This is a genomic window from Mesorhizobium sp. M1365 (genome assembly GCF_040317865.1).
In the GTDB taxonomy this organism is placed as follows: Bacteria; Pseudomonadota; Alphaproteobacteria; order Rhizobiales; family Rhizobiaceae; genus Mesorhizobium.
In genome coordinates, this window is record NZ_JAMYLG010000005.1 from 173,792 (window position 1) to 198,644 (window position 24,853).

General features: G+C 62.0%; 31 protein-coding genes and 2 pseudogenes. 17 read left to right on the forward strand and 16 right to left on the reverse strand.

From position 1 onward, the window contains the following. Positions 1–27 precede the first annotated feature (27 nt). Positions 28–729, forward strand: a pseudogene (locus NKH04_RS08615) (class I SAM-dependent methyltransferase); the annotation flags it as partial. A gap of 225 nt (positions 730–954) precedes the next feature. Beyond that, positions 955–1,173, forward strand: a complete 219-nt coding sequence (locus NKH04_RS08620) for a hypothetical protein (RefSeq protein WP_023676213.1) — start codon at positions 955–957, stop codon at positions 1,171–1,173. Positions 1,174–1,361: 188 nt separating this feature from the next. Here NKH04_RS08620 and NKH04_RS08625 read toward each other — a convergent pair whose 3' ends face one another. Both NKH04_RS08625 and NKH04_RS08630 read right to left on the reverse strand, forming a co-directional pair. Beyond that, the gene (locus tag NKH04_RS08625) at positions 1,362–1,490 is read right to left on the reverse strand and encodes a hypothetical protein (protein ID WP_352451525.1); all 129 of its coding nucleotides are present in this window, start codon (positions 1,488–1,490) and stop codon (positions 1,362–1,364) included. A gap of 50 nt (positions 1,491–1,540) precedes the next feature. Continuing rightward, positions 1,541–2,104: a sigma-70 family RNA polymerase sigma factor gene (locus NKH04_RS08630; protein WP_352488584.1), complete on the reverse strand. Its 564-nt coding sequence runs from the start codon at positions 2,102–2,104 to the stop codon at positions 1,541–1,543. A gap of 317 nt (positions 2,105–2,421) precedes the next feature. On the opposite strand from NKH04_RS08630, the gene NKH04_RS08635 reads away from it, so the two are divergent. The 3 genes from NKH04_RS08635 to NKH04_RS08645 all read left to right on the forward strand — a co-directional run bounded on the left by NKH04_RS08635 (position 2,422) and on the right by NKH04_RS08645 (position 3,460). Then, complete coding sequence (locus NKH04_RS08635; protein ID WP_292657608.1) at positions 2,422–2,625, forward strand: hypothetical protein; 204 nt, start codon at positions 2,422–2,424, stop codon at positions 2,623–2,625. Between the two features lie 61 nt (positions 2,626–2,686). Beyond that, complete coding sequence (locus tag NKH04_RS08640; protein WP_352472869.1) at positions 2,687–3,091, forward strand: DUF982 domain-containing protein; 405 nt, start codon at positions 2,687–2,689, stop codon at positions 3,089–3,091. Between the two features lie 69 nt (positions 3,092–3,160). After that, a complete protein-coding gene (locus tag NKH04_RS08645) occupies positions 3,161–3,460 on the forward strand; it encodes a DUF982 domain-containing protein (protein WP_352472868.1) in 300 nt (99 codons plus the stop codon). A gap of 41 nt (positions 3,461–3,501) precedes the next feature. Here the strand turns inward: NKH04_RS08645 and NKH04_RS08650 are convergent, their stop codons facing one another. The 4 genes from NKH04_RS08650 to NKH04_RS08665 all read right to left on the reverse strand — a co-directional run bounded on the left by NKH04_RS08650 (position 3,502) and on the right by NKH04_RS08665 (position 5,828). Further along, a complete protein-coding gene (locus NKH04_RS08650) occupies positions 3,502–3,999 on the reverse strand; it encodes a hypothetical protein (protein WP_352472867.1) in 498 nt (165 codons plus the stop codon). Positions 4,000–4,083: 84 nt separating this feature from the next. Further along, positions 4,084–4,716, reverse strand: a complete 633-nt coding sequence (locus tag NKH04_RS08655; RefSeq protein ID WP_352472866.1) for a LysE family translocator — start codon at positions 4,714–4,716, stop codon at positions 4,084–4,086. 4 nt (positions 4,717–4,720) lie between these two features. After that, complete coding sequence (locus tag NKH04_RS08660; RefSeq protein WP_352472865.1) at positions 4,721–4,879, reverse strand: hypothetical protein; 159 nt, start codon at positions 4,877–4,879, stop codon at positions 4,721–4,723. Between the two features lie 118 nt (positions 4,880–4,997). Then, entirely contained in the window at positions 4,998–5,828 is an 831-nt protein-coding gene (locus NKH04_RS08665; protein ID WP_352472864.1) for an SIR2 family NAD-dependent protein deacylase, read from the reverse strand. Positions 5,829–6,138: 310 nt separating this feature from the next. Between NKH04_RS08665 and NKH04_RS08670 the strand changes: the two genes are divergently transcribed. The 11 genes from NKH04_RS08670 to NKH04_RS08720 all read left to right on the forward strand — a co-directional run bounded on the left by NKH04_RS08670 (position 6,139) and on the right by NKH04_RS08720 (position 16,299). After that, entirely contained in the window at positions 6,139–6,804 is a 666-nt protein-coding gene (locus NKH04_RS08670) for a GlcG/HbpS family heme-binding protein (protein ID WP_352472863.1), read from the forward strand. A 59-nt stretch (positions 6,805–6,863) separates the two neighbouring features. Next, complete coding sequence (locus NKH04_RS08675) at positions 6,864–8,666, forward strand: methanol/ethanol family PQQ-dependent dehydrogenase (protein WP_352680941.1); 1,803 nt, start codon at positions 6,864–6,866, stop codon at positions 8,664–8,666. After that, positions 8,647–9,510, forward strand: coding sequence for a substrate-binding domain-containing protein (locus NKH04_RS08680; RefSeq protein WP_352472861.1), 864 nt, complete (start codon positions 8,647–8,649; stop codon positions 9,508–9,510). Before NKH04_RS08675 ends, NKH04_RS08680 begins: the two co-directional genes overlap by 20 nt. A gap of 1 nt (position 9,511) precedes the next feature. Further along, complete coding sequence (locus NKH04_RS08685) at positions 9,512–10,045, forward strand: c-type cytochrome (protein ID WP_352472860.1); 534 nt, start codon at positions 9,512–9,514, stop codon at positions 10,043–10,045. Between the two features lie 38 nt (positions 10,046–10,083). Next, complete coding sequence (coxB, locus tag NKH04_RS08690) at positions 10,084–11,058, forward strand: cytochrome c oxidase subunit II (protein ID WP_352472859.1); 975 nt, start codon at positions 10,084–10,086, stop codon at positions 11,056–11,058. Then, the gene (ctaD, locus tag NKH04_RS08695) at positions 11,055–13,031 is read left to right on the forward strand and encodes a cytochrome c oxidase subunit I (RefSeq protein WP_352472858.1); all 1,977 of its coding nucleotides are present in this window, start codon (positions 11,055–11,057) and stop codon (positions 13,029–13,031) included. The genes coxB and ctaD overlap by 4 nt, the downstream gene beginning before the upstream one ends. Next, positions 13,028–13,633 carry a cytochrome c oxidase subunit 3 gene (locus NKH04_RS08700; RefSeq protein ID WP_352472857.1) on the forward strand — a complete coding sequence of 202 codons (606 nt, stop codon included), beginning with the start codon at positions 13,028–13,030 and terminating at the stop codon, positions 13,631–13,633. The genes ctaD and NKH04_RS08700 overlap by 4 nt, the downstream gene beginning before the upstream one ends. Before the next feature lies 1 nt (position 13,634). Beyond that, positions 13,635–13,976: a hypothetical protein gene (locus tag NKH04_RS08705; RefSeq protein WP_352472927.1), complete on the forward strand. Its 342-nt coding sequence runs from the start codon at positions 13,635–13,637 to the stop codon at positions 13,974–13,976. After that, positions 13,973–14,857: a cytochrome c oxidase assembly protein gene (locus NKH04_RS08710; RefSeq protein WP_352472856.1), complete on the forward strand. Its 885-nt coding sequence runs from the start codon at positions 13,973–13,975 to the stop codon at positions 14,855–14,857. Before NKH04_RS08705 ends, NKH04_RS08710 begins: the two co-directional genes overlap by 4 nt. Further along, positions 14,838–15,251, forward strand: coding sequence for a c-type cytochrome (locus tag NKH04_RS08715; protein ID WP_352472855.1), 414 nt, complete (start codon positions 14,838–14,840; stop codon positions 15,249–15,251). The genes NKH04_RS08710 and NKH04_RS08715 overlap by 20 nt, the downstream gene beginning before the upstream one ends. Positions 15,252–15,777: 526 nt before the next feature. Continuing rightward, positions 15,778–16,299 (forward strand): ferritin-like domain-containing protein, encoded by a 522-nt coding sequence (locus NKH04_RS08720; RefSeq protein ID WP_352472854.1) that lies wholly within the window; start codon positions 15,778–15,780, stop codon positions 16,297–16,299. 294 nt (positions 16,300–16,593) lie between these two features. Here the strand turns inward: NKH04_RS08720 and NKH04_RS08725 are convergent. From NKH04_RS08725 to NKH04_RS08770, 10 genes and pseudogenes are all read right to left on the reverse strand, one after another. After that, positions 16,594–17,620: pseudogene (locus tag NKH04_RS08725) on the reverse strand (IS110 family RNA-guided transposase). A gap of 367 nt (positions 17,621–17,987) precedes the next feature. After that, the gene (locus NKH04_RS08730; RefSeq protein ID WP_352473421.1) at positions 17,988–18,917 is read right to left on the reverse strand and encodes a hypothetical protein; all 930 of its coding nucleotides are present in this window, start codon (positions 18,915–18,917) and stop codon (positions 17,988–17,990) included. Next, positions 18,914–19,309: a phage holin family protein gene (locus NKH04_RS08735; protein WP_292657573.1), complete on the reverse strand. Its 396-nt coding sequence runs from the start codon at positions 19,307–19,309 to the stop codon at positions 18,914–18,916. Before NKH04_RS08735 ends, NKH04_RS08730 begins: the two co-directional genes overlap by 4 nt. Continuing rightward, the gene (locus NKH04_RS08740) at positions 19,306–20,034 is read right to left on the reverse strand and encodes a hypothetical protein (protein ID WP_352473423.1); all 729 of its coding nucleotides are present in this window, start codon (positions 20,032–20,034) and stop codon (positions 19,306–19,308) included. The genes NKH04_RS08735 and NKH04_RS08740 overlap by 4 nt, the downstream gene beginning before the upstream one ends. Before the next feature lie 269 nt (positions 20,035–20,303). Further along, positions 20,304–20,777, reverse strand: coding sequence for a DUF2269 family protein (locus tag NKH04_RS08745; RefSeq protein WP_352473424.1), 474 nt, complete (start codon positions 20,775–20,777; stop codon positions 20,304–20,306). Next, positions 20,777–22,063 carry an SDR family oxidoreductase gene (locus tag NKH04_RS08750; RefSeq protein ID WP_352473425.1) on the reverse strand — a complete coding sequence of 429 codons (1,287 nt, stop codon included), beginning with the start codon at positions 22,061–22,063 and terminating at the stop codon, positions 20,777–20,779. Before NKH04_RS08750 ends, NKH04_RS08745 begins: the two co-directional genes overlap by 1 nt. Before the next feature lie 34 nt (positions 22,064–22,097). After that, the gene (locus NKH04_RS08755; protein WP_352473427.1) at positions 22,098–22,436 is read right to left on the reverse strand and encodes a hypothetical protein; all 339 of its coding nucleotides are present in this window, start codon (positions 22,434–22,436) and stop codon (positions 22,098–22,100) included. Then, a complete protein-coding gene (locus NKH04_RS08760) occupies positions 22,436–22,798 on the reverse strand; it encodes a hypothetical protein (protein WP_352473428.1) in 363 nt (120 codons plus the stop codon). Before NKH04_RS08760 ends, NKH04_RS08755 begins: the two co-directional genes overlap by 1 nt. Continuing rightward, positions 22,798–24,018: an NRAMP family divalent metal transporter gene (locus tag NKH04_RS08765; RefSeq protein ID WP_352473429.1), complete on the reverse strand. Its 1,221-nt coding sequence runs from the start codon at positions 24,016–24,018 to the stop codon at positions 22,798–22,800. The genes NKH04_RS08760 and NKH04_RS08765 overlap by 1 nt, the downstream gene beginning before the upstream one ends. Further along, positions 24,015–24,635 (reverse strand): hypothetical protein, encoded by a 621-nt coding sequence (locus NKH04_RS08770; RefSeq protein ID WP_352473430.1) that lies wholly within the window; start codon positions 24,633–24,635, stop codon positions 24,015–24,017. Before NKH04_RS08770 ends, NKH04_RS08765 begins: the two co-directional genes overlap by 4 nt. Here NKH04_RS08770 and NKH04_RS08775 point away from each other — a divergent pair. Continuing rightward, the gene (locus tag NKH04_RS08775) at positions 24,634–24,849 is read left to right on the forward strand and encodes a DUF2934 domain-containing protein (protein ID WP_023676165.1); all 216 of its coding nucleotides are present in this window, start codon (positions 24,634–24,636) and stop codon (positions 24,847–24,849) included. The genes NKH04_RS08770 and NKH04_RS08775 overlap by 2 nt on opposite strands. The last annotated feature ends 4 nt before the right edge of the window (positions 24,850–24,853 follow it).

Below are 24,853 nucleotides of genomic sequence, written 5' to 3' on the forward strand. Positions count from 1 at the left end.
TCAGCAAGGCGGGTGCTGGAGGATTGCATGGCAGACGGTGCCGGCGTCGAAGCCGTCATCGCCAGGCTGGCTCTCCGTTTCGAGACAGGAATCGATGCTGCAGAATTGGCGAAGATTGCGCAAAACACGCACTCGGCTGACCCGCGAAACACGGCAAAACTGCAACGGATTGCCGACCTGCTTCGGCGCAGGCCCGAGATCTTCGCCACGCTGCGCAAAACAGGTGGCGCCGTTCGGCACGAGCGTGGCGAGGACGAGACCGACGATGCGATCGTCAAGCGGCTGGCGGCTGGGTTTGACGCGGCGGCGGCGATCTCCCCGGCGGCGAGCGTCCAGCTGTCATCGCTGGGCAATGAGGAAAACCTCTCTGCCGCTACGGCTGAGATCGTTGCATGGCTGGAGAGGCGAGGCTTTACCGGCACCGGCCGCGACATACTGGATATCGGCTGTGGTATCGGTCGGTTCGAACAGGCGCTCTCCGCTCTGTCGCACCGAATCGTTGGCAGCGATATATCCCCAGCGATGATCTCGATCGCCCGCCGGCGATGCGCCGGGCTCGGCAACGTAGAATTCCGCCCTACGCGCGGTTTCGATCTTGCCGATTTTTGCGATGCAAGCTTCGACCGCGTGCTGGCCGTCGACAGCTTTCCCTATCTGGTGCTGGCCGGCCTTGCGGAGCGACATTTCGTGGAAATCGCGCGCGTGCTGAAGAGGCCGGGGATGGCCGCGCTTTTGAATTATTCATATCGCGGCTCGCCGGCGCTGGATCGCGCCGATGTCCATAACTTCGCCAACGCAAATGGCATGCAAGTCCTCGTCGACGGCGAAAAGCCGTTCCGGCACTGGGACGGCGATGCCTTCCTGCTTACGATTTCCGGCGGAACATTGCGGCCCAACGCTGGTTCGGATGCCGAACGGGAAAAGCCGCTATTCGACGGTATGAAGGAGGACAAGATGGCGTCCGGAAGCAAGAAGCACATCGGTCGCGGCAGTCACGGCAAAGGCGCTGGCGCTGGCGCGATGACGGATCTTCCCAAGGACAAGATCGGAGAGAACGCCGTTCTGTCCAACAGAGACAAGAAGCAGCACACCAAGGAGCGTGGGCTCGACGGCAATCGGGTCAAGTCCGAGCAGTACCAGGATCATTCAGCGGATCGGCGGCCTGAAGACTGATCGTTGCGGCGGCATATGGCTTGCAGCCGGCGAGCAATTGAAACACCGCGAGAACCCAACCGCTGACGAAGCTGTGCAAGGACCGAAGCCGGTCGCATGGACGCCCTGCAAATTCTTGCAAACTCGCACTGTTGCCACCAGAGTGAGGTGAAGGGACCAACATTTGCCAAGAGAGCGCGATGTCTCGCTCAAGGGAAGATTCCGTCAGCACGCGTGCCGATCTGACGATAGACCGGGAAATCGCTTCCTTGCTTGCGGCCATCGAGCAGGAAAGGGTTCCTGACCGGCTGACCAAACTTGCGATCGAGTTGCAGCATGCGCTTGTCGAAAGGCACTTGCGCGAGACCAGCAACTAACGTGACGTGTATTAGCGGCGCCTCTCGGCTTCGAAGTCCAGTTGTCCTTCGGACAGATAGCTGCGCCTTTCCATCAGGGTTTGCGAGGAACTTTCGCCAAGGTATTCCAGCACGCCGGCGCGTGCCCTGTTGAGCCGGCTCTTCACGGTTCCCACCGCGCAACCGCATATTTCGGCCGTTTCCTCATAGCTGACGCCCAGAACGCCTATCAACATCAGAACCTCGCGCTGGTGCTCAGGAAGGCTCTGGATGGCCTGGTGGACCTCCTTGCCCTGCACGGACCATTCCTGCGTCGCTTCCGAGATCGGCCGCAGCGATGCGCAGTCGAGCAGGCCGGGCGCTTCCCTCACCGCGGCCCTGACACGCGTGTAGTAGGTGTTGCGCATGATCGTAAAGAGCCATGACTTCATGCGCGTTCCAGCTTCGAATTTGTCAATGTTGGCCAAGCCCTTGGTCAGCGTCTCCTGGACCAGGTCGTCGGCATCATCGGGGGTGCGGCAGAAGGTGCGGGCGAAAGCCCTCAAAGCGGGTATGAGGTCGACGATGGAAACTTCTTCGGTTTCGCGAGTCGCCAAGGCGTAGGCTGCAGGTGGCAATGGTCCAGCTCCCGTCCAGAATGAGTTCGTGAGCGCAGACCAGTTAAATGCATTGGGCGAAAGATCGTTCCGGTTGGCGAAAGCACCCGGCTCCAGAAACCGGAGAGGACTTGGCTGAGCAATCCCGGCCGACGGCGATATTTTTGACGGAACAACCATCGGGATCGCGGAGTTCAAAATCAAGGTCGTCCGACAAATTCGCGCGCCGACATTTGGCGCGTCGAAATGCGATCTCGCAGCGAGCCTTGGCTGCGACCTCAAGGGCGGCCCGCCACCTCAAGAAACAGGAGGAGTCCATGACAGGAAACAAGCACGCCAAAGGCAAAACGCCGGCCGATAGCGATCTTGCCAACGATCCCGGCATCGGCAGTTCCAGGGGCACGATCAAGGAGGGCGACCGGCTCGATCAGGGCAACAATACGTTCGAAGGCGATGTCGAGAACGACACCACGCCGCAAGGCGGTATCAATCCCCGGCAAAAGATGCGGACCAACAAGTGACCGGCTGCGCACGATCGAACAAACCTGCTGCAACCCGTGCAGCAATCCCGCGTTAAAGAGCATGAGCCTCGTGTCCGCCCCGGACGTTGATGCGACAGGCTCTTTCGCGGAGACACAGATGACAAAAAAATCGTTTGGCCGCCCCGTTCCAATTCTCGTCGGCCTTGGTTTCCCTCGCCATGTCGAGAATATCTGGCAGGCCTATGACGTCTTAAACGAATGGCCGAGCCGCGGTCCGGCGCACAAGGCGGCGTTCGACGCCTGTCGCGCCGGGCTGGCTGACGAGGTCGACGTCGAGACGGTGCGCGCGGCGTTCGATACGTTCGCCCGCAAGGCGGGCATTCTGGCCTACGATATCGCAGCCGAAATACCAGCACGCCCCACAACAGCTGCGAAGGCCCACGACGTCTGGCCGAAACGCCCATCGGACGGCCGTGTAGACCCTGAAGACGCCCAGCTTGCTTGAAGCGGCCACCTTGCTTGAAGCGGCCACCTTGCTTGAAGCGGCCACCTTGCTTGAACCGGGAGGAATACGGTGCTGAGAACAGAGTTCGATACCCCTGTTTGCATCTATTTCGGCAAGCCTGGGCGATCGCGATTGGTCAGTTCCGTTTTCGAAGCAGTACATTGCCTGAAAAGCGAGAAATGGCCGGCGCGCAATGCTCCGCTGGCGCTGGCGGCCGCTGATGTATTGAATCGCGCCCGGACCGGTGAAATTACGGCCGGCAAAGCGCGGCAAGCATTTGTCGACGCCGCTTGGGAGGCGAACATTCTTGTCGAAGGCGAGCCGCATGACGCGCGTGGCCTGACAGCCTTCATGTCGGACAGCGGGTGAACCGGCACGCTGTTTTCCCGCAGTTCCGTCCAAAGCTTGGTTTATCGCGAATGATTGGCGTTCTCGGCCTTTTTCTCGCGCTGCTGCCTGAGGACCTCGTCGGTTCCGACCAGCTTCTTCGATCCGCCGGGAATCGCGGTGGACACAACAGCCGGTGGGTCGCTTGCCGGGAAAGAATCCTCCAGACCCGCCTGCAACTGGTCTTCCAGCGTTTGCGGCTCTTCAGACCGGCCGGGGGTCCTTCGGGTATCTACGTTCTCCAGTGGCTGCTTCATGTCCGGTGAAGACTTTACCTCTCGAATCCAGCCGTAGAGCTGTTCGATGGCAAATTCCTTCATCGTGTCGAAATCGGCTTTTTCGTCACGCGATGCCTCGATTTGGTCGACCATCGTCTTCTCGAACCGGTCGAGATTATCGTTTCCGCAGGCCCGGCAGAGACGCACCAGCGCCTCGCGCAGTATGAGTGGCGCAAAGTGCGCCGTCGCCTCAAGCCTGAGCTGCTGCAAACGCTCCGGGGTAGCGGCTTGGAACTTCGACATGTTCGACCTCTCGCCTTGTGGAGCAGGTCAACGAAAATTGTCGGCGGATGTTCCATCGGCGGTGGCCGGTGCATCGCTTGATCCTCAGCGGTGCGCGCCACCGACTGCCATGCGGATACCGAGACAGACGACGAAGCAGCCTGCCACGCGCTGCTGCCAGAGCCTTACCTTCGGGCGTTTCATGACCCAGGTCCCGAGCGTGCCGGATGCGAGTGCATATGTGCCCAGCACCAACACACCGGTCATTTTCTGGGTGCCACCGAGCAGCAGCAATTGCAGCGTGACCGATCCGCGGGAGGGATCGACGAACTGTGGAAGGAAAGCTAGCATGAAGGTTATCGGCCAGGGATTTATCAGATTGGCGATCATTCCTTCGCGTGCGGCCACAAGCGCCCCGACACTGCGGGGCTCCTCGACGGCGACGCCGGCCGACGGCAGCAGCACCAGACGCGATCCAAGCCAAACCAGATAGGCTGCGCCCATCCATCGAAGCATGGCAAAGGCAAACGGCGATGCCTGGAGCAGCGACGATATGCCGAGGGCAAGCAGCGGCAGCTGGACCATACCGGCGCCGAGGGTCATTCCCAGGACGGTGAACAGGGCAACATCACGGCCCTGCCCGATGCCGCGCGCAATCACCAGCAGACTGTCGGGCCCCGGCGGCATCTGCATCAGGATGACCGTTCCGACAAAAGCCGTCCACGAAGCGGGATCCACGTCGCTACTTCGCCCCGGTTTCGCAAGATGCCTTTGCGCCGTCCTTCAACTGGCCGGCATCTCGCATCATCTTGAGCGCTTCGTCCCTCGTCAGGCCGCACTTGCGGGCAAAAAAATCGATCTCATAGGCCAACTCGGCCGACAGGTCGTGTTTGGCATACATTCTTCGCTTGTGTTTGCGTGCGCCCACCAAGGCTCGGTCCCGGCTATGTTAGTCCTCCCGAACTCACATCGGATCAGCCGGTTCCCACTGCCTGACCAATTCGTTTCCGCAGGTTTTCTCACGCGCCGTCCGGCCGGCCGACCCTGTCCTTGAGTTCGTTCAGGAATGCGAGGAGCGCGTCTTCAGGATCGTCGGCCTCTTCGGTCAGCATATCGATGCCCCAGCGGCCGAGAACAGCCTCCTGGACGATGCTCGGCTGCGACATGAAGATGAAGGATTTCGGACGGTTCTTCTCGTAACCGGACCTGCGCCAGGTCTGCCAAAGCCGATGCAGCAGCAGACGGATGTTCATGTCGGACATGCTGTAGCCGATGAACAGGATGGTGCGCCCTAGCGCGTCGGCTCGAAATTTCACATCGAGCGGCGAATCGAACGACAGCCGTTCAAAATAGTCGGTCTCCGCCAGGACCAACGATTTATCGTCGTCGAAATCGCCGTGGAACTTGATGATCTGCGTCACCTCGCCGGTGGCCTTTGGCAAGTCCTTCGCATTGGCGACTTTGACAAAGGGGCGGCTATGGATCTCGAAGGCCACCTCGAGGTTGCGATCATAATTGGTGGTGTAGATGATCGGAAAATCGAGCGATACGATCAGCTTGTGGATTGCCGATCGCTGCACTTCTTCCCGCGAGACGCTCCATTCGCGATCCATCCAACTGCGCAAATGGCTGAGGCTCCCCTGCTTCAGCCGGTAATATTCTGCAATGGCCTGATAGCTGGCCTCTGGTGCGCCTATCATGTCCTCGTGAAGGCCGAGCTCGTTTTGCATGTGCTCGATGAGCTTTTGCCAAGACGGCAAGCCGACGCTCATCGACACCCCGGCTCCAACGAACAGGATCGCTCGTCGCTCTTTCACCGATTGGGCCAGTTGCTCGACTGCAGACAGCATTCGACACAACTGCAATAGATACCGCTCCGTTCCAGCCGAGCCCGGACCACCGGGAGAATAACTCCGATTTCGGATTGAATGCCTCCCGAGCGCCCGCCGCCGAGTTTAGCTCACCCCATCCGATATTTATTTCATTCCATTTGGCACTTCTGCGCCTGTCACGCGTTGGGAGTGTTCAACAAACACGGCGCAGCTGATGGATCGCAATCGGATTGTCTCAGTAGCATTATGTCTGTTCCTGCTTACGATCTGCGCCGTCCAGCAAAAAGCTTGGGCTCAAGCACCTTGCCCGGCCGACCACGACAAATTGTTGGCCGCTCTCAAGGCCAACGTCAAAGCAAGCGGCGGCCCGGGCAATGGCGGCTTCGATACTCATGAATGGGCCGCAGTCGTGGCTCGCGACGGAACGGTCTGCGCCGTCGCGTTCAGCGGGCCTACCGCCGACGCCCAGTGGCCCGGCAGCCGGCTGATCGCCGCCGAAAAAGCCAATACCGCCAACGGGCTCAGCCTCGCCCAGATGGCGTTGTCCACCGCGAACCTCTATGCGCCGGTGCAGCCCGGCGGTCCTCTATACGGCCTGCAGGCCACCAATCCGGTCAATCCAGCGGTAGCCTATGCCGGCGATCCTTCGACATTTGGAAGCTCCAGCGATCCGTTGCTGGGAAAGCCCATCGGCGGTGTCGTCGCATTTGGCGGCGGCCTGGCTCTTTACGACGCCAAGGGGATCGTCGGGGCGCTTGGCATAAGCGGCGATTCCTCTTGTGCCGACCACAATGTCGCCTGGCGCGTGCGCGCCGCGCTGGGGCTGGACAAGGTGCCGGCCGGCATCAACCCAGACCGCAAGGACGCCATCATTTACGACCTCGATCCCGGCGGCAAGAGCGCCTCCGGCTGGGGGCATCCATTGTGTGCCGGAAGTGAGGCGGACGTGGCGGCGGAGCTCGGCGCCGGCGTGGGCGGGTCAATACACAAATGAAGAAAGTGCGACAGGTGGCCGTGCAAACCAGTGTGTCAGCCAACGGGGGAAAAAGGTCTATGGCTGCGATGCTGGGATGGACGCTGCTGGCGGGCTTCGCGCTGATTACCGCGGCGGTTGCTCAGTCAACGTCAAGCCCTGCGATAAATCCGCCGGCCGCAGCCGCTCCGCCCGACGACGGCCAGTGGGCGATGCCGGCAAAGAACTACGCCTCGACCCGCTACAGCGATCTCGCGGAAATCACCGAAGACAACGTCAAGACCCTGCAGGTGGCCTTCACCTTCTCGACCGGCGTCAACAAGGGCCAGGAGGCTGCGCCCCTGGTGGTCGGCAACACGATGTACATAGTGACGCCGTTTCCCAACATCCTCTATGCGCTTGACCTTACCAAGCCCGGCGCGCCGATGAAGTGGAAGTTCGAGCCCAATCCGGAGCCTGCCGCCCAGGGCGTTGCCTGTTGCGACGTGGTGAACCGCGGTGCGGCCTTCTTCAACGGGCGCATCTATTTCAACACGCTCGACGGCCACACCATCGCCGTGGATGCGGCCACCGGCAAACCGGTCTGGAACACCCATATCGGCAACATCAATGTCGGCGAGACCATCACGATGGCGCCGCTGGTGGTAAAGGGGAAGGTGCTGGTCGGCAATTCCGGCGGCGAAATGGGCGTACGCGGCTGGATCAAGGCGCTCGACGCCGGCGACGGCCACGTCGTCTGGACGGCCTACAACACCGGCCCGGACACCGAGGTGCTGATCGGCCCGGATTTCAACCCGCATTACGACATGGACAAGGGCAAGGATCTCGGCGTGACGTCGTGGCCGCCCGACGCCTGGAAGATCGGCGGCGGCAATGTGTGGGGCTGGATCTCCTATGACCCGGACCTCAACCTGATCTTCCATGGCACCGGAAATCCCGGTCCGTGGAATCCGGATCTGCGGCCTGGCGACAATAAATGGACCGCCGGCATCTTTGCCCGCGATCCCGACACCGGCGCAGCCAAATGGTTCTATCAATGGACCCCGCACGATCTGCACGACTACGACGGCATCAACGAACAGGTGCTGCTCGACATGACCTGGCAGGGCAAGCCCCGCAAGGTGCTGGTGCGGCCGGAACGCAACGGCTACGTCTATCTGTTGGATCGCACCACGGGCGAGGTCCTGTCGGCAGTGCCGTTCGGGCCGGTCAATTCCAGCAAGGGCGTCGACCTCAAGACCGGCCGGCTGATTGTAAATCCGGACAAAAAAACCGGCACCGGCAAGGTCGTGCGCGACATCTGCCCGACCGCGTCCGGCCTCAAGGACTGGCAGCCTTCGGCATTCTCGCCCAAGACCGGTCTGCTCTACATCCCGCACAACAATCTCTGCATGGACGAAGAGGGCGTCGAGGTGAATTACATCGCCGGCACGCCCTACGTCGGCATGAACGTGCGCATGATCCCCGGGCCGGGCGGCAATCGCGGTGCTTTCACCGCCTGGGATGTCGCCGCCGCCAAGCCGGCGTGGAGCCTGAAGGAGAACTTTCCGGTGTGGAGCGGCGCCGTCGCCACCGCCGGCAACGTCGTGTTCTATGGCACCATGGAAGGCTGGTTCAAGGCGGTCAGCGCCAGGACCGGCGAACTGCTGTGGCAGTTCAAAACGTCGTCCGGCATCATCGGCCAGCCGATCACCTATCGCGGCCCGGACGGGCACCAATATGTTGCGATCCTTTCGGGTGTCGGCGGCTGGGCCGGCGCGATCGTATCCGGCGATCTCGATCCGCGCGACGCCACCGCCGCGCTCGGCTTCGTCAACGTCATGAAAGATCTGAAGGATGTAACCACGCCGGGAGGTACGCTGTATGTGTTCCGGCTGCCTTGAGACGATCGGCCGAGTTGCGCGGCCACGGAGAACGCGTTCGCGGCGGTTAGCCGTCGCGGTTGGCGCACTGGCGCTCTCGCTTGTCGCCACCCTTGCCGATGCGCGCGAGCTGAGGATCTGCGCCGATCCCAACAACATGCCGTTCTCCAATGCCGCCAGGGAAGGCTTTGAAAACAAGATTGCCGAACTCGTCGCCGGGGAGCTTGGTGCGACGGTGTCCTACACGTGGTGGGCACAGCGGCGCGGCTTCGTCCGCAACACGCTGAAAGCCGGCTTGTGCGATCTGGTGCCCGGCACGCCCGTCAATCTCGAGATGCTGCGCACGACCGCGCCCTACTACCGGTCTTCCTATGTGTTCGTGACACGCAAGGATGTGCCAGAAATCACGTCCTTCAACGATCCTCGCCTGCGCGATCTGCACATCGGCGTCCAACTGATCGGCGACGACGGCGCCAACTCGCCGCCCGTCCAGGCGCTTGGCCGCCGCGGCATCGTCGGCCATCTCATCGGTTTCCCCGTCTATGGCGACTATTCGGCGCCGAACCCGCCAGCGCGCATTATTGAGGCGGTCGCGAATGGCGACATCGACATGGCCGTCGTCTGGGGACCGTTGGCCGGCTACTTCGCATCCAAGCAGAAGGTGGCGCTGCGGATCACGCCGGTTTCGCCGCGCGTGGACGGCCCGCAACTGCCGATGATCTACGACATCTCGATGGGCGTGCGCCGTGGCGACGATACGCTGCGCAACGAGGTGAACGCCGCCCTGACCAGACACCGCGACGAGATCGACGCGATCCTGGCGGCCTACCAGGTGCCCCGCCTCGATCCTGTCGGAGCGCCTTGAAATGAAGCGCGGTCTTCCCTTGCTGGTGTTCGCGATCCTCGCGGTTTCCGGGTGCCAGCGTGAGGAACGCGACACGCGTCCACAGTCGGCGCTCGGCTCGGGCGACCAACCGGCAGCCGTGACGGCCCTCGAGCCGGGCGGCCAACGGCCGGCCTCGTCCGATACCAAGGCCGGCGTGTTCGAGGCCAACGCCTTCCACCTCAGCGAGGGCAAGCGTCTGTTCAACTGGTTCAACTGTTCCGGTTGCCATGCCAATGGCGGTGGCGGCATGGGCCCGGCCCTTATGGACAAGAAGTGGCTCTATGGCAGCTCGATCGAAAGCATCCACGCCACGATCAGGGACGGTCGGCCAAACGGCATGCCGAGCTTCCGCGACAAGATCCCGGACGACCAGATCTGGGAGCTTGCCGCCTTCGTCCGCGCGTTGAGCGGCAACGCGCCAAAATCCGCTGCGCCGAGCCGCGACGACGACATGATGCCCCATCCATCCGAAAATCGCCTGCCGGATGCCGCGACTCTGGGGAAGTCGCCGTGAACCGCCTTGTTTGCAGGGTGTGCTGCGGCGCAGCCTTCATGCTGCTCCTTGCAGGATGCAGCGGCTGGCAATCGGCGCTCGACCCAAAAGGCTCGGCCGCGGGTGAGCTTGCGTGGCTGATCTGGTTCTTCACCGCGCTGTGCACGGTGGTCTGGCTTCTAGTGCTGGCTGTGCTGATCATGCCATTGGCCCGGCGCGCGGCGCCGCTCGGCGATCCACTTGTACTCGACGCTGCCGCCGAGCGCAGCAAGATGCGAATTGTCGTCGCCGCACTCGCCGCTACCGCCCTGATCCTGGTAGGCCTGACCCTGCTGAGCTACTTCGCCAACCGGACGCTCGCTGCTATCGGCTCGGATGCGGCGCTGACGATCCGGGTGACCGGACATCAATGGTGGTGGGAGGTGCGCTACGAAAATGATCAGCCGAACCGCATCCTGACGACCGCCAATGAAATCCACATCCCGGCGGGCGAGCCGGTGCGGCTTGTAGTGACCTCGACCGACGTCATCCATTCCTTCTGGGTCCCGAACCTCTCGGGCAAGCTGGACCTCATTCCAGGCCACGAGAACGTTCTCGATCTGAAGGCGGACAAACCCGGCGTCTATCGCGGCCAGTGCGCCGAGTTCTGTGGCGCGCAGCATGCCAATATGAGCACCTTCATCATCGCCGAACCTCGGCCTGTATTCGACGCCTGGCTGAACGATCAGCTGCGGCCGGCGGCCGCCCCCGTGTCGGCCGAGGCCAAAACCGGCCACGACCTGTTCCTCAAACGGCCATGCGTGATGTGCCACAAGATCGGCGGCACCATCGCCGGCGGTACGGTCGCTCCCGACCTTACACATATCGCAAGCCGGCGGACGCTCGCTGCCGGAACGCTGGCGATGAGCCGGGGCAATCTCGCAGCCTGGATAGCCGATCCGCAAGGGATCAAGCCAGGTGCCCACATGCCCGTGGTGGGACTGAACGGGGACGAGCTGAATGCAATCGTAGCCTATCTCGAGGGCTTGAAATGAGTAGCGCCGACCTGGCCCATGGGCGTGACCTCGCCCAGCAACGCGCCGCAGCACAAAAGGGTGACCTAGCTCCCGAGCGCGACGGTCCTCGTGATACCGGCCTCGACGACGCCAGCCTTGACGGCTGGTTGGCGCGGACATGGCAGACGGCGCCAGGCATCATCGGTGCGCTCTCGAGCGTCGACCACAAAATTGTCGCGCGGCGCTACCTGATCACCGCTTTCGTCTTCCTGTGCCTCGGTGGCCTCAGCGCCGTTGCCATGCGCATCCAACTGTCGGGGCCGGAGCGTGGGCTGATCGGGCCCGACCGCTACAACCAGCTGTTCACCATGCATGGCGTGACCATGATGTTCCTGTTTGCAGTGCCGATCGTTCAGGCGACCGGCATCTACCTCGTGCCACTGATGGTCGGCACCCGCAATATCGCCTTTCCGCGCCTCAATGCATTCAGCTTCTGGATTTATCTCTCCGGTGGCCTCTTCGCTTGGGTGTCGTTTGCACTCGACATGGCGCCCGACGTCGGCTGGTTCTCCTACGTGCCGCTGTCCGGTCCTGAATTTGGGCCAGGCAAGCGTTCCGACGTGTGGGCGCAGATGATCACTTACACCGAAGTGTCATCGCTGGCGGTCGCGGTCGCCACCATCGTAACCGTGCTGAAGCAGCGTGCGCCGGGCATGTCGCTCGATAAGATTCCGCTCTACGTCTGGGCGATGCTGGTCACCTCTTTCGTAATCGTGTTCGCCATGCCGGCGGTCATGATCACGTCGACGTTCCTGATCCTCGACCGGCTGGTCGGCACCCATATCTTCAATCCCGCCGAGGGCGGCGACGTTTTGCTGTTCCAGCACCTGTTCTGGTTCTTCGGCCACCCCGAAGTCTACATCATATTCCTGCCGGCTACCGGCGTGGTGTCCTCGATCATCGCCGCTTTCGCCCGGCGTCCGGTATTCGGCTATCTGGGCATGGTACTGGCCTTGATCGCGGTCGGCTTTCTGTCGTTCGGCCTGTGGGTTCACCACATGTTCGCAACCGGTCTGCCCAAGCTCGGCGCGAGCTTCTTCACCGCCTCAAGCATGCTGATCGCCATCCCGAACGGGCTGCAGATCTTCTGCTGGCTGGCGACATTGTGGGACGGACGCCCGATAATCCGGACGCCGCTGCTGTTTGTGTTCGGCTTCTTCTTCACGTTCGTCGCGGGCGGCCTGACTGGGGTGATGCTGGCGTCGGTGCCATTGGACCTGCAAGTGCACGACACCTATTTCGTGGTCGCGCATTTCCATTACGTGCTGATCGGCGGGTCGGTGTTCCCGCTGCTCGGCGCGACCTATTTCTGGTTCCCCAAGATCACCGGCCGGATGATGAGCGAACGTCTCGGACGCTGGCACTTCTGGCTTGCCTTCCTAGGCTTCAATGCGGCGTTCTTTCCGATGCACATTGTCGGCCTGTGGGGCATGCCGCGGCGGGTCTACACCTATCCGGTGGAACTCGGCTGGGGCAACATCAACCTGTTCATCACAGCCGGCGCGGTCATCCTGTTCCTAAGCTTCGTTCTGTTCACTATAAACCTGGTGTACAGCGCCTCGAGGGGCGCCCCGGCGGGGGACAATCCCTGGAATGCTGGCACGCTGGAATGGGCGACGAGCTCTCCACCGCCGAGCTATAATTTCGCTCGGATCCCGGTGGTTACCCACGCCGAGCCGCTCTGGGCCGAACGTGACACGCTGCCTGTCGCGACCGGGCTTCGCGTCGACGCGCGCGAACTTGTCATATCGACCGTGGCAGAGGCGCATCCAGATGTGCGCGAGAAGTCGGCGACACCGTCGATCTGGCCATTGTTCGCCGCGCTCGCCGTCGGCGCCACCTTTCTCTATTCGATCTTCAGCCCGTGGGCGGTGGTCTGGGGAGCCGGGCCGATCGCCATCACTCTGATCGGCTGGTTCTGGCCGAAAGGCGACCCGGAGGATGAGGAATGAAACAGCGCCCTACCGCCGATCTTTCCCAACTCCCGACCTTCGGGCTCGGACCACGCAGCCCGACCTGGTGGGGCACTCTCGCCTTCATGGCGCTGGAGGGCACTGGGTTCGCGCTCGCCGCAGGCGCCTATCTTTACCTTGCCTATCTGTCGCCCGAATGGCCGCTGGGCGTGCCGCCGCCCAACCATTGGCCAGGCACCATCGTCACGCTGTTGCTGCTCGCCAGCGTGGTGCCCAACCACATACTGAACCGCTATGCCGAAGCCTGTGCCATGGTGCCCGTGCGCATCGGCCTGATCGTCATGTCGCTGCTCGGTATCGCACCGCTTGTCGTGCGGTGGTTCGAATTTCCGGCCCTCAACATCTATTGGGATACCAATGCGTACGGCTCAATGCTGTGGGTCCTGCTCGGCCTCCACACAACGCATCTGATTACCGACGTCGGCGACACGCTGGTGCTGACGGTCCTGATGTTCACGCGCCATGGCTATAACGGCCGGCGTTTCGGGGACGTTGGCGACAACGTCTTCTACTGGGATTTCGTGGTCGCGACTTGGATCCCGATCTATCTGTTGATCTACTGGATGCCGAGGCTTGACTGAGATGCGTGCGCTTCGCTTGGGCACATCATGGGGCGGGCTGTTGTCCGGGCCTTTGGCCTGGGCGGTGTCGACGCAGCTGAACTATGCGTTCGTGGAGTGGCAGTGCGCCCACGGCGTTCCCCTCATACTGGTCATTGCGCTGGTGCTGACAGTGCTGGCCCTGCTCGGCGGCGTGCTTTCGTGGCGGGCGCGCCAGCAAGGTGGCGCCGCCTTTAAACCGGATCGTACGCGCGGCACCGAGGATTTCGTCGCCAATATCGGCATTCTCAGCGCGGTGCTGTTTGCGCTGGTAATTGTCATGCAAGGCGCCGCCTCGCTCATTCTTGACGGCTGCCTGCGATGAGCTTCGACGCGCTCTTCTCTACCACGATCTGCTACGGTGCCGGCGCCGCGCAGGCCGGCTGGACGCTGGCGTTGCCGATCACGCTGCCGCTAACCATGGTCGCACTGCTTTACGCGGCAGGCGCCTTTCGGCTGTGGCGGCGGAGTGCCCGCAGCCGCCCGTTGCGGTTGCGGCAAGCCCTGCTGTTTGCGACCGGCTGGGCCATTTTGGCGGCAGCACTGGTCAGTCCGCTCCATGCATTGGGTGAGCGGGTCTTCACCGCCCACATGATCGAGCACGAACTGTTGATGGCGGTGGCGGCACCCCTGCTGGTCGCCTCCCGGCCGGCGGCGGCGATGATGTGGGCATTGCCGATCAAGCTGCGGCTGGCATTTGGCGCAGCCGGGCACGCGAAGATGCTGCAGGCGGTTTGGGCCACCATCAGCCGCCCTGTAACGGCCACCGTCCTGCACGGCGTCGCCATATGGGCATGGCATATTCCGGCGCTGTTCGAGGCGGCGCTTGCACAGGGTGTCCTGCATTACGCGCAACATGCCAGCTTCTTCGGTTCCGGCCTGCTGTTCTGGTGGGTCCTGCTGCCGCGTTCAGGCCGCGAACAAGCCTGTGGCAGCGCAGTCATGCACCTCTTCTTCACGTCGCTGCACACTGGCCTGCTCGGAGTGCTGCTCCTGGTCTCGCCAAGGCTGTGGTATCCGGAAAATGGCGCAGGCGCAGACCTATGGAATCTTAGCCCGCTCGAGGACCAGCAACTCGCCGGTCTGGTCATGTGGGTTCCGGCCGGCCTGATCTATGGCGGCGCGGCGTTGCTGCTGGCCGGCCTGTGGATCCGCTCGAGCAGCCGAAAGGACCGGGAGGCGTCGCATGCGCTTCACGCTGTCTAAAGCCGTAATCGGCGCTGCGGTTATTGTCGTGCTCGTTGCAGCCCTGGCCGGGATTTTGTTGTACTTCGAGCAAAGCCGTCGGGTCGAGCAGAAGGCCGACAATGCGACCGGCGGCGTCGGCGCCCGCGCCATTCCGATCATGATGGCCAATGGCTGCGCCGGTTGCCACACCATCACCGGCGTTCCCGGCGCGCAAGGGTTAGTCGGTCCACGCCTCGACGCAAGCCTGGCCACCCGGGTCTATGTCGGCGGCGTCTTGCGCAATAGGCCGGAGAACCTGATCCGCTGGATCCGTGCGGCAAGGGAGATCAATCCGCATACGGCAATGCCTTCGACCAGAATTTCCGATCAGGAGGCGCGGGACGTCGCTGCCTACCTCTATTCGCTGAAATGACATCGTTGCTCGCCTAGTCGAGATCAAACACTGCCGGCAGTCTACCGATGCCGGTTTGCCGGACCGGCAATCGTCACCGCCTTCGGCTCGATGTCTTGGTTGCCGACGAACCTTTCGGAACCGGCCCGCATCGGCGAGGCTGCCCGCGGTCGCGTCGCACATCGCGGCCGACGCGAGCGCCCGCTATGGCCCGGGCAATCTGCTGGTGCGGATTGTTTCGCGGGCATCTCGGATATGAGCTTCTTTGGCGAGGGGGCCGAGTCCGGTCCGACGTCGTCGTCCGCAACACGCCGATGTGGGCAACATTCCTACCCTCAATATGGTGGGGAACGAGACTACCATACGCCGTGCGACCGTTTGCATATCGGCTATGCTTTCGACGTACTGTCGCAGGTTGTGAGAGCTGTTTATGCTGCACTTCTTGAAGAGCAGGGTTAGGTGTAAAAGCTCGACAGTCAACACCTCGCCAGGAACAAATCGGCATAGCCACGGTTTGGTTCTACACGTCAAACCGCGAGGAAATCCTATGGATACTGATGTCAATTCCGAAACCCGCTCGATCTTCATTGTCGGGCTGCGCAACGCCCACGCCATGGAGAACCAGGCACTGTCGATCATGAAACCTCAGGTCAAGCGGATCGAGAACTATCCGCAGGTCGCCGACCGCCTGCAGCAGCATATCACGGAGACCGAAGGGCAGATGGCCCGCCTGGAATCCATTCTGGATGGCCTCGGTGAGGACCATTCCACATTGAAGGACACGGCCATGTCGATGGTCGGCAGCATGGCCGCGATGGGACATTCCGTAGCCGGCGACGAAATCCTCAAGAACAGCTTCGCCAACTTTGCATTCGAAAATTACGAGATCGCCGCTTACAACTCGTTGCTCGTACTCGCCGAGGCCGGAGGGTTTAGTCAGGCAACCAATTCCCTTCAGCAGAATCTCAGCGAAGAAGAGAAAATGGCCGACTGGTTGAGGCAGAACCTGCGCGGTGTCACCTTGCAATACGCCAGGCTGCGTGAGGCGGGAGAGACCGCCAAGAGTTAGGCCGCCCGGCGGGCCGAGAGGAATTCCTAGCAACCACCCCTGTCGAATTGACGGGGTTGTCTAATCGCCGCTGGGACGTCAAGCATGTAATTGCGTTGAGACGACGCTGCCGGGTGCATGGTTGTCTTCGCGGTCAACATCAGTCGCCGCATGATGGAGCTCCGCGGACGAGCCTTCAATGTGGACGACGCACTTTGCTGAGACAGCGGTGCAATCCCATCAGCGGAATGGCTCGGCTCACGTCCCGGCAGGGACGTCTCAGGCGCTCAGATCCTGAACGCTATTCGCAAGATTTCATGCTGTGGCGCCTGCATTTCGATCAAAGAACTCACCGGTCTTGAGCATCGAATGCATTATCACCGCCAGTTTGCGCGCCACAGCCACGGCAGCTCGTTTGAAGCCAAACCCTCTCCCGGAGCCTGAGGCCCCACGTGCGCAGGCTGCTGTCGATCGAGCTGCGTGTCAGGATGACCGCCGCAGCCTCATAGAGAAGTCCCCGCAAATGTCGATCGCCGCGTCGGGATATATGGCCGTCATAATCGACTTCTCCCGATTGGTAGCGGCGAGTTGTCAGGCCGATCCAAGCGGCAACAGAGCGGGACTTCTTGAAGTTGCCCGGATCTTCAATGGCCGTGGCGAAAGAGGTTGCGGTAATGGCGCCGATGCCGGGGATCGACATGAGTATGCGGCATGCTTGGCTTTGACGTGCATCTGCGACAAGCTGGCGCCCAAGCTCGGCGGCACGGATGCGAATGCTGCACCAGGCTTCCAACATCGGTAGGACGACAGGAGCAAGCTCGCTCTGATCGATAAGAAGGCTCCGGACATTCTTTTCGAATGTAGTTCCCTTACCGGCGGGAACGAGCAAGCCGAACGTTTTCATGATCCCTCGGATCTGGTTGGAAAGCTCGACGGTGATCCGGACCAGCCGAGTGCATGCTGCCACGAGCGTGCGGGTCAACATACTGTCGAAGCCTTTCACGCGCACCTCGCGAAAGAATCCTGCTTCAGCAAGACGCGCCAAACCATCGGCGTCATTCGCATCCGTCTTGTTCGCCGCCATATCGAGAGCGGCTTTGGCATGGCGCGCATCGATGCAGATGGCTGGCAATCCCTCGGCGCGCAGCGCATGATAGAACCAAACTGACAGCGGGCCGGTTTCGAACACGACGCGCTTTGCGGCCGGCGCCCGCTTGCGGACAAGCTCGGCAATGATCCTGGGATCAGATGCGCACTTCCCGCGCCAGATCCGTTCGCCTTCACGGCGGATCGACACCGCCGTCTCTTTCATCGACACGTCGAGACCGATATGTTCTTCCATGGCTGTTCTCCGTTGATGCTGGGCCCGGCGTCCAGTCGTGAGCCCGTATTTCATCTTATCGGGGAACAGCCACCCTCCAAGGCTATGATCGGTTCCAGGGCGCGTCGCTCCCGCGATTACCCCATGTGGTTGTTTTTTTTCAGAATGGACAGTGCTGCTGAGGCCCGTTGGCCAGACACGCTTCATGCAGCCCGACGAACCGAACGGATTCAGAGCGAAGAATCGGAACGGACCGGAGCGCCTCGGCTAATGACTTGAGCGCCGCGATCATATTTGTCTGCGGAAGGTTGCGGACTCCTAGCCGACTTCGATGTGCCAACCGCGAGGCGGCCCGTGGTCGGAATCGCCACGAACGACCGCAGCGCTATCACGTTGTTTCGGGAGAATCGTTCGAACTGGGAACCTCGTCGGTCTCCGGCAAACGATCGCGAATCGCTTCCTCAGTTTTGCTTGCCGTCTTTTTCACGACTTTCTCGACGCGGTCGACCAAGGTCTCGGCGTCGCTGCTGGAACCCTGTCGGTCAGCCTCTTCTTTTACAGTCTCATATGCTTCGGCGGCGACCTGCTTGGCTTGTTCCACGCCTTCTTCAAAGAGCTCCTCGGCACTGTCACGAAGCTTGTCGCGGTAGGGGCCGAGTTGTTCGTCTTCCGCGGCGGTGTGAGGCAGCATCACGCCGATGGCGGTGCCCACGGCAAGGCCCACCGCGGCCATTGCCAGAGGTTCGCGCTGGAACAGGTCTCGCGTCGACTGCCGCACCCGCCCCGCCATATCGTTGGCGCTCGAGCCGAACTGCCCGGCCGTGCTTCTTAATCTTTCTTTGGCGCCGCTCGCAACGTCTGCGACAGCCTCAGTCCCACCGCCTGCCACGGAAGCAACCGAACGAGCGGCATCGGAGAGCATGGAGCCGGCGGAATCTTCGCTCTCGGCACCGTACTCATCGCCGCTTGAGTCCTGCCAGGCCCCGCCCAAGCTCCGCTGGTCAGAGAAGGTTCGGCTGCCGTCAGGTTCCCTGCTGGTCGAATAGGCACCAAGTGCTGAACTGTCTACCGACGTGCCCTTGCCAAGCATCAGCCAGGCCAGGCCCGCGCCGACCAATGTAAGCGGCAACGGATTGTCCCTGACCTGAGTCTTAAGATTGCTGAGCATGGCGGATCCCTCGCCGCTGAACATCCCGGTGAATTCGTCGATCAGTTGGCCCGGTGTCATCTTGCTGCGGATCGAGTCTGCGGTATCTGCCACTCTGGCGCGAGCAATATCAGCATCGCGTTCCAACTCGGCTGCGGATTTGTCGGTCATCTTATCTGTTCCTTGATCACGCGTGCGTCGCGTTTAAGTTGGTCTTGTGTCCGGTCGGGGGTCAACTCTGAGGGAGCCATGCTTGCCTTGCCGGAGCGCAAGAGTATGACGCCCAGTACTGCCACCACGACGCCGACGAGCAGCGAGGACCATCCGGCTCCCAGCCCGGCGCTCGCCAAGGCAATCACCAGCGCCTGCAAAAGCACCATCAGGGCGGCGAGCAGGCAAATGGCGCCTCCCATTACCTCCACGGCGCCGGCGCCGGCCTTGCTTACCTTTTCCGACATTTCAGCCCGCAACAGCCTGCTTTCGGTTTGAAGCAGTGTTGTGACCTGCTGTGCCAGATCGCTGACAAGGGTTGTCAGGCTGCGAGTGTCCTGATTGTCAGTCATGGGTTTTGCTCCAGGCTTGCATTGGCCCAGTCATCGCCGGACTGATCGGATACTAGCGGGGCCGGCTCCACTGCCTCTGCCGATCGCCCTCCGAACTCATTCGAGCTAGGACCGGTCTCGGGCGCCCGGCCTGCTCCCGACCGGCGCGGTGCTCCGGCTTGGGCAGAGGGCGGCGAGCTCTTGATGAACCGCCCCAGCGCCAGGCCTGCCAATACCGAACCGGCGATCAGCGCCCCCGAGTTTTCGCGGCCGAACGACTGAATTTCGCCAAGCACCTCGTCGAACGGTTTATCCTTCAGGGACGAGGAAAGCCGCTCGAGCCCGCCTGCGGCGTCAAGGGCGAATTTCGAAGCGGTCCGTTGATCATTATTGGCAAGATGCTCGCTTGCCGCGCGCAATGCGCCGCTGAAGGCCTTCAGATTGGCGCTCACGTCGCGCTGCGTTCCCTCCGCCTTGTTGAACAATGCTTGCTTTGCTTCCGATGCGTAGTCTCCGGCTTTCCTGGTGATCTCGTCACGCGCATCGTGGAGCGCTTCCGTCGCGGTCTGCTTTTCTCGCTGTAGTCTTTCCGAAAGCTCGCTTCTGGCTGTCTCGAAATCGGCCGTCTGACGGCCCTGATCGTCCTGGTCCTGCATGGTGTCTCCTAGTGGAATCCGAGGAAGGAGAGGATCGCAAGCACGACGACGACGAAGCCGATGAGATAAATAACACTGTTCATGGCGCAATCTCCTCCACTGCGCACCGAACTTGCCTGTGCTTCCCGTGTTCCCCTCAGGCGTCATCTTTTTTGGTAAGCGAAGCCTAACCAGCCTCAAGACGGGATGTTGTCCTGTGCCGATGGCGGTGAGCGCGCGGTTGGAAATGATACGAGACCGGACTCCGGTGCGACTTACAGGTCGAGGCGCAGGTCCGCTCCGGCACATGGCGCTGCATGGGCCGGAATCTTTCCGTAGTGCTTTGACTGGGCATTATCGCAGTGGGACCTGCCTGCGACCTACCACTCGATCGCAGGCCGCGCGATCATCAGCCAGAAAATCCCGAGTACGGCAGCGAAGGCGGGGAAGCCGAAGGCGAACCACAGCCAGAAGAGCCGATGATAGCGCGGCGGCAACGGCGCGCCTGCAGCGGCGGCTTGCGATGCCAGCTTGCGCATCTCCATTTGCATCCAGACGACCGGGAGCCAGAACATTCCGGTGAAGATATAGAGCGCGATCGAAAGTACGATCCAGCCCTCCGACAGCGAGTAGCCGGCCTGCCAGGCGAGCGCGGCTCCGGTCAAAGGTTGCGCGACCACGGCCGTCGCGGTGAAAAGGAAGTCGGCGACGACGACGACACGCGCCACCGCCGCAACCGTCGCGGCATTGCCGGTCCTGTGGGCGAGCAACATGAAGAAAGCGATACCGGCGCCGGTACCAAGCAGCACGGATGCGCCGATGACATGCAGAAATTTCAGCAGGAAATAGAGCATCAACGCTCCTCCAGCACTGCCAAGGCCACAAAGTGCAGCACCAGGATCGGCAACACCTTGAGGAACGGCCCAAGCGGGTCGTTCCACAGCTCGGGGCTCAGAAAGCTTCCGACGACCAGGTAGAAGAGCGAGAGCGCGATGCCGCCATAGAGGCCTTTTCGCGCCGCCGGCCGCCAGGCTAGGAGCGCGCCGACGGCGATGTCGGCAAGAGCACCGGCTATCACGATCGGCGGCGACAAGATGCCCGCCCCCGTGCCTTGCATCAGATCGACGCCGCTGCGGTAGCCGGTGGTCAGCGACACAATTCCCGTCACGATCCACAAGAAGGGCAGGACGACGAAGATCGCAGGCTTGATGAAATACAGCCGGGCAAACCATTTTTCCTGCACCGTTGCCGGATTGAGCGCGAGGAAGCCCGCCAGGGTTTGCGGGCGTATGCCGGTCGTGGCGGTCCAGTCCGAGGGATCTCCAACCGCTCCTCGGGCAATCTCTCTGGCCGCGTTGGTGCGCATCGGTGGACGCCAGCCGAACATCGCGGCAAGGTCGCCGAGGCGGTAGAGAAGCCTTGCAACAGCCGCCGGCAAGACAAACCTGGCTGCAGGAGCCCAGCCGAGCCATCGGCGATAGCTGCCGACGACCTCGTCCATGCTCAGCTGTTCGGGACCGACAAGTTCCAGCACGATGCGAGACGGACTGGCGGGATCGAGAAGGAAGACGACGGTTGAGACCACGTCGTCGAGCTGCACCACTTGGAGCGGGCCGGTGCCGGGCATGGACGGCAGCACCGGCAGCGAGGCGAGACCCCTAAACAATGCGCTGGCCCCAAACACCGGCCGGCCGAGCACCACGGACGGGCGCAGGATCACCCAATCCAGATCAAGCGCCATAAGCGCTTGGTCGCCAGCCAGCTTCGTCGCCGAGAATGCCGAAGGCTGCGCCCGATCGACGCCGATTGCCGAGAAGTGGATCACCCGGGCAACCCCTGCCCGCGCACAGGCGAGGAAGAGTGCTGCCGCCGCCTCGCGATGGACTTCGCGCGTCTTTTCACGAGGGCTATCCTGCAGAACGCCGGCACAATTGACGACGGCGTCTATGCCCCTGAGATGCGGTAGCCAGTCTTCGGGCTGCAGCGCCACCGCCATGTCCAGCACCAGCAATTGATAATTGCCGGTCCGGTTTGCGCCGGGGCTGCGGACCAATCCGATCACCTCATGTCCTTCGGAAAGAAGGCGTGCCACGACGGAGGCACCGATTAGGCCGGTGGCGCCGGTAACCAGGACTTTCACTGGACCCCATTCTCCGACGGCGGGAAAGTATCGTTCATTCCGGTTTATCGCCCTCGATACTCCCCTTCATACCGGAAAGTTCTTCCGTCGTGCATAACAACCGCGGCCGCGCCGGATCGGAGATGTCGAGCTTGTCCCAAGGGATGCGGTACATGCTGTCGCGACTGCGCAGTCGAAAGACATTGAGGACCGCAATGCCGATGGCCGAAGCGGACAGACGCTCGAAGGCCGCGTAGATGCCGACATGGTACTCGGCAATCACCAGGTCGTCGCCATCCGATTCTGCGCGTATCTCCTCGATATGACCGATGCTTTTGCCGCGCTGCGAAAGCACATTCCTGCCAGCCAATTGCTCGAGATTGATAGTAGCCATCATCCAGCTCCCGGGATACGCCCAATGACATGATCGCGCAGCCAGTCCTGCCAGTCGAAAATCGCCGTTTCGCGGACGTCGATATCGAACTCGATGTCGACGCCGATGTCGCGCACCTTGTTCCAGGCGATGCGGTGCGGCTCGGCATGGCGCTTGCCGCCGAGCCTTGCCGCAAGCCGCGCCATCCAGCGCCCGGGCCGCTGGCCAAGCCGGCGCGCCAGCGTGATCGAGCCGAGCTCGACCGCAATGATTTTTGGCGGCTTGCCTGGCCTGAGTTCGGCCACCAGCCCGTCAACCTTGCCGATCTTGACCTGCTCGCGGTCGACCACTTGCTTGTCCAGGATGTCACGCAGCAAATCCATCACGTGCCTCCGAACATCTGCAAAGGAATGGTCACGATCGCGAGCAAGAAACCGAGCGCGATGATGAAGATAACCGCGGCATTCGCGATGATGCCATTGCGGTGCTCGCCGATATAACGCTCGTCGTTCAGCAGGAAGAGGAACGGCACCACGGTTAGCGGCAGGCTGGCGGCCGTCAGCGCCATGGAGAAGATGGTGAGCTTCAGCGGATCGAGACCCAGTGCGATCGGAATGGCGGCGAGAAACAGCGAGACCGTATACACGGTGCTGAAACCCGGGTCGTCGCGCGGTTTCAGGTTCTCGCCCCAGGTCCAGCCGAAACCCTGCGCCACAAGGTAGGCTTGCTGCAGGCCGATTTCGAGCGCGGCGCCGAAGCAGGCAATGCCTAGTGACGCAACGAACAGGACGAACCCCCAGAAACCGAAGATCTGAATCAGCATCAGCGGCAGTTGGTGGTAGTCGTCGACCTGCACTATGCCGTGTGCTGCCAGAACGAGCGCCGCCACAATCAGCACACCCATAGCGATTGTGCCGCCAAAACTCATGCCCAGGCCGGCAATCGCCCGATTGGCTCCGAGATAGCTCTTGTCCCACTCGTCCTCGATCGCTCCCGACGAATAGAACATGAACAGATAGGGCGAGATCGACGCACCAAGAATGCTGACTGCCATGAACCAGTAGTTGGCCGCGTCGTGATCCGGCAGTGTTGGCACGGCCCCGGCCGCGACCTGCCCCCAATCGGGCTTCAGCATGACGGCGCCAACCACGAAGCACAGCGTGACCAGCCCGAGGATCGCGACGCCTTTTTCGATGAATCCGAACGTGCCTTTCCAAAGGAACAGCCATGCCAGAAAAGCGACCGGCAGCGCCCACCACTGAAAGCCGATGCCGGTGGCGAGCTCGAGCGCAATCGCAACACCGCCGATTTCGGCTGCCATGACCAGGAAGTTAACCAGCAAAGTGGCGAGCAACGGCCACAGAAAGGCGTTGAAGCCAAACCGTTCCCGGATCCCGTCGGCGATGGTGTGATGACTAACTGCGGCGAAGCGTCCGGCCATTTCGACCAGGAAGATGATGCAGATCGTGCCCAGGACGACGGCCCATATCAGCTGAAACCTGAACGCGGCGCCGGCCTGAGCGGCGGTCGCCATTGATCCGACCTCAAGAAAGCCGCCAACGCTGGTGACGACGCCGAGCGATATTTCGAGCAGCTTCTTCATGATTTCGGCGCGAAATATTTCGCGTAGGACGTGCTCAGGTCGGCGGCGGCGGCCCGCAGATCCTGCTGCGCGTGTTCCACTTCCGAGCGGTTGCCGTTCTGCACGGCCGTCGCCGCGCGAATTACCGCTGCCGAAAGCCGTCCAACCGCCATCTTCAGACCGGCTTGGCCGCTGGACTCAGGCGACTTGCCGGACTGGATTTGCGCACCGGCATCGGCGAGCGCCTTGCCGGCCGATTGCAAAGTGCGCGACGTGTATTCCGACGGGGCTTCCCCAGCGATCCAGCTCTCCAGGACCAGCGATGCGGTCTGTGTGGCGGAAGCCGCGGTTTTCGACTGCTGCTCGACCTGGCCGGAAGGCGAGCATGCCGTCACTACAAATATTATCAGCAGCAAGCGCAGGCGGTCTGGTCGAGAACCGACGGCTGTAACGGCATTTACAATACGTGCTTGTAGCGTTGCTGCCACACGATTGTTCTCCCCGGCACCAGGCGACTTCGGCGCGAAGTTTGATCTAGAGCGCTGGGTGATCAGGTCAACTGAATCGCGATGAACTGCGCTGGCACCGCGGAACAAACCAGCGATCGCCGGATTAGGGGATGACGAGGCAAAGGCCATGGACAGGGAAGAGCGTATCAGGCAGCGAGCCCATGAGATCTGGGAGCGCGAAGGCCGTCCGCAAGGACGCGAGCGCGAGCATTGGGATCAGGCCGTGCAGGAGATCGAAGCTGAGGGTTCCGAGGCCGAACGCGGCCCGGTCGTGCCCGATCCAACGGTCGAGGCCGGCTCCGATCCGGAGGCACGCGGCAGCAAGCGGCGGCGAGGGACATGAGGCC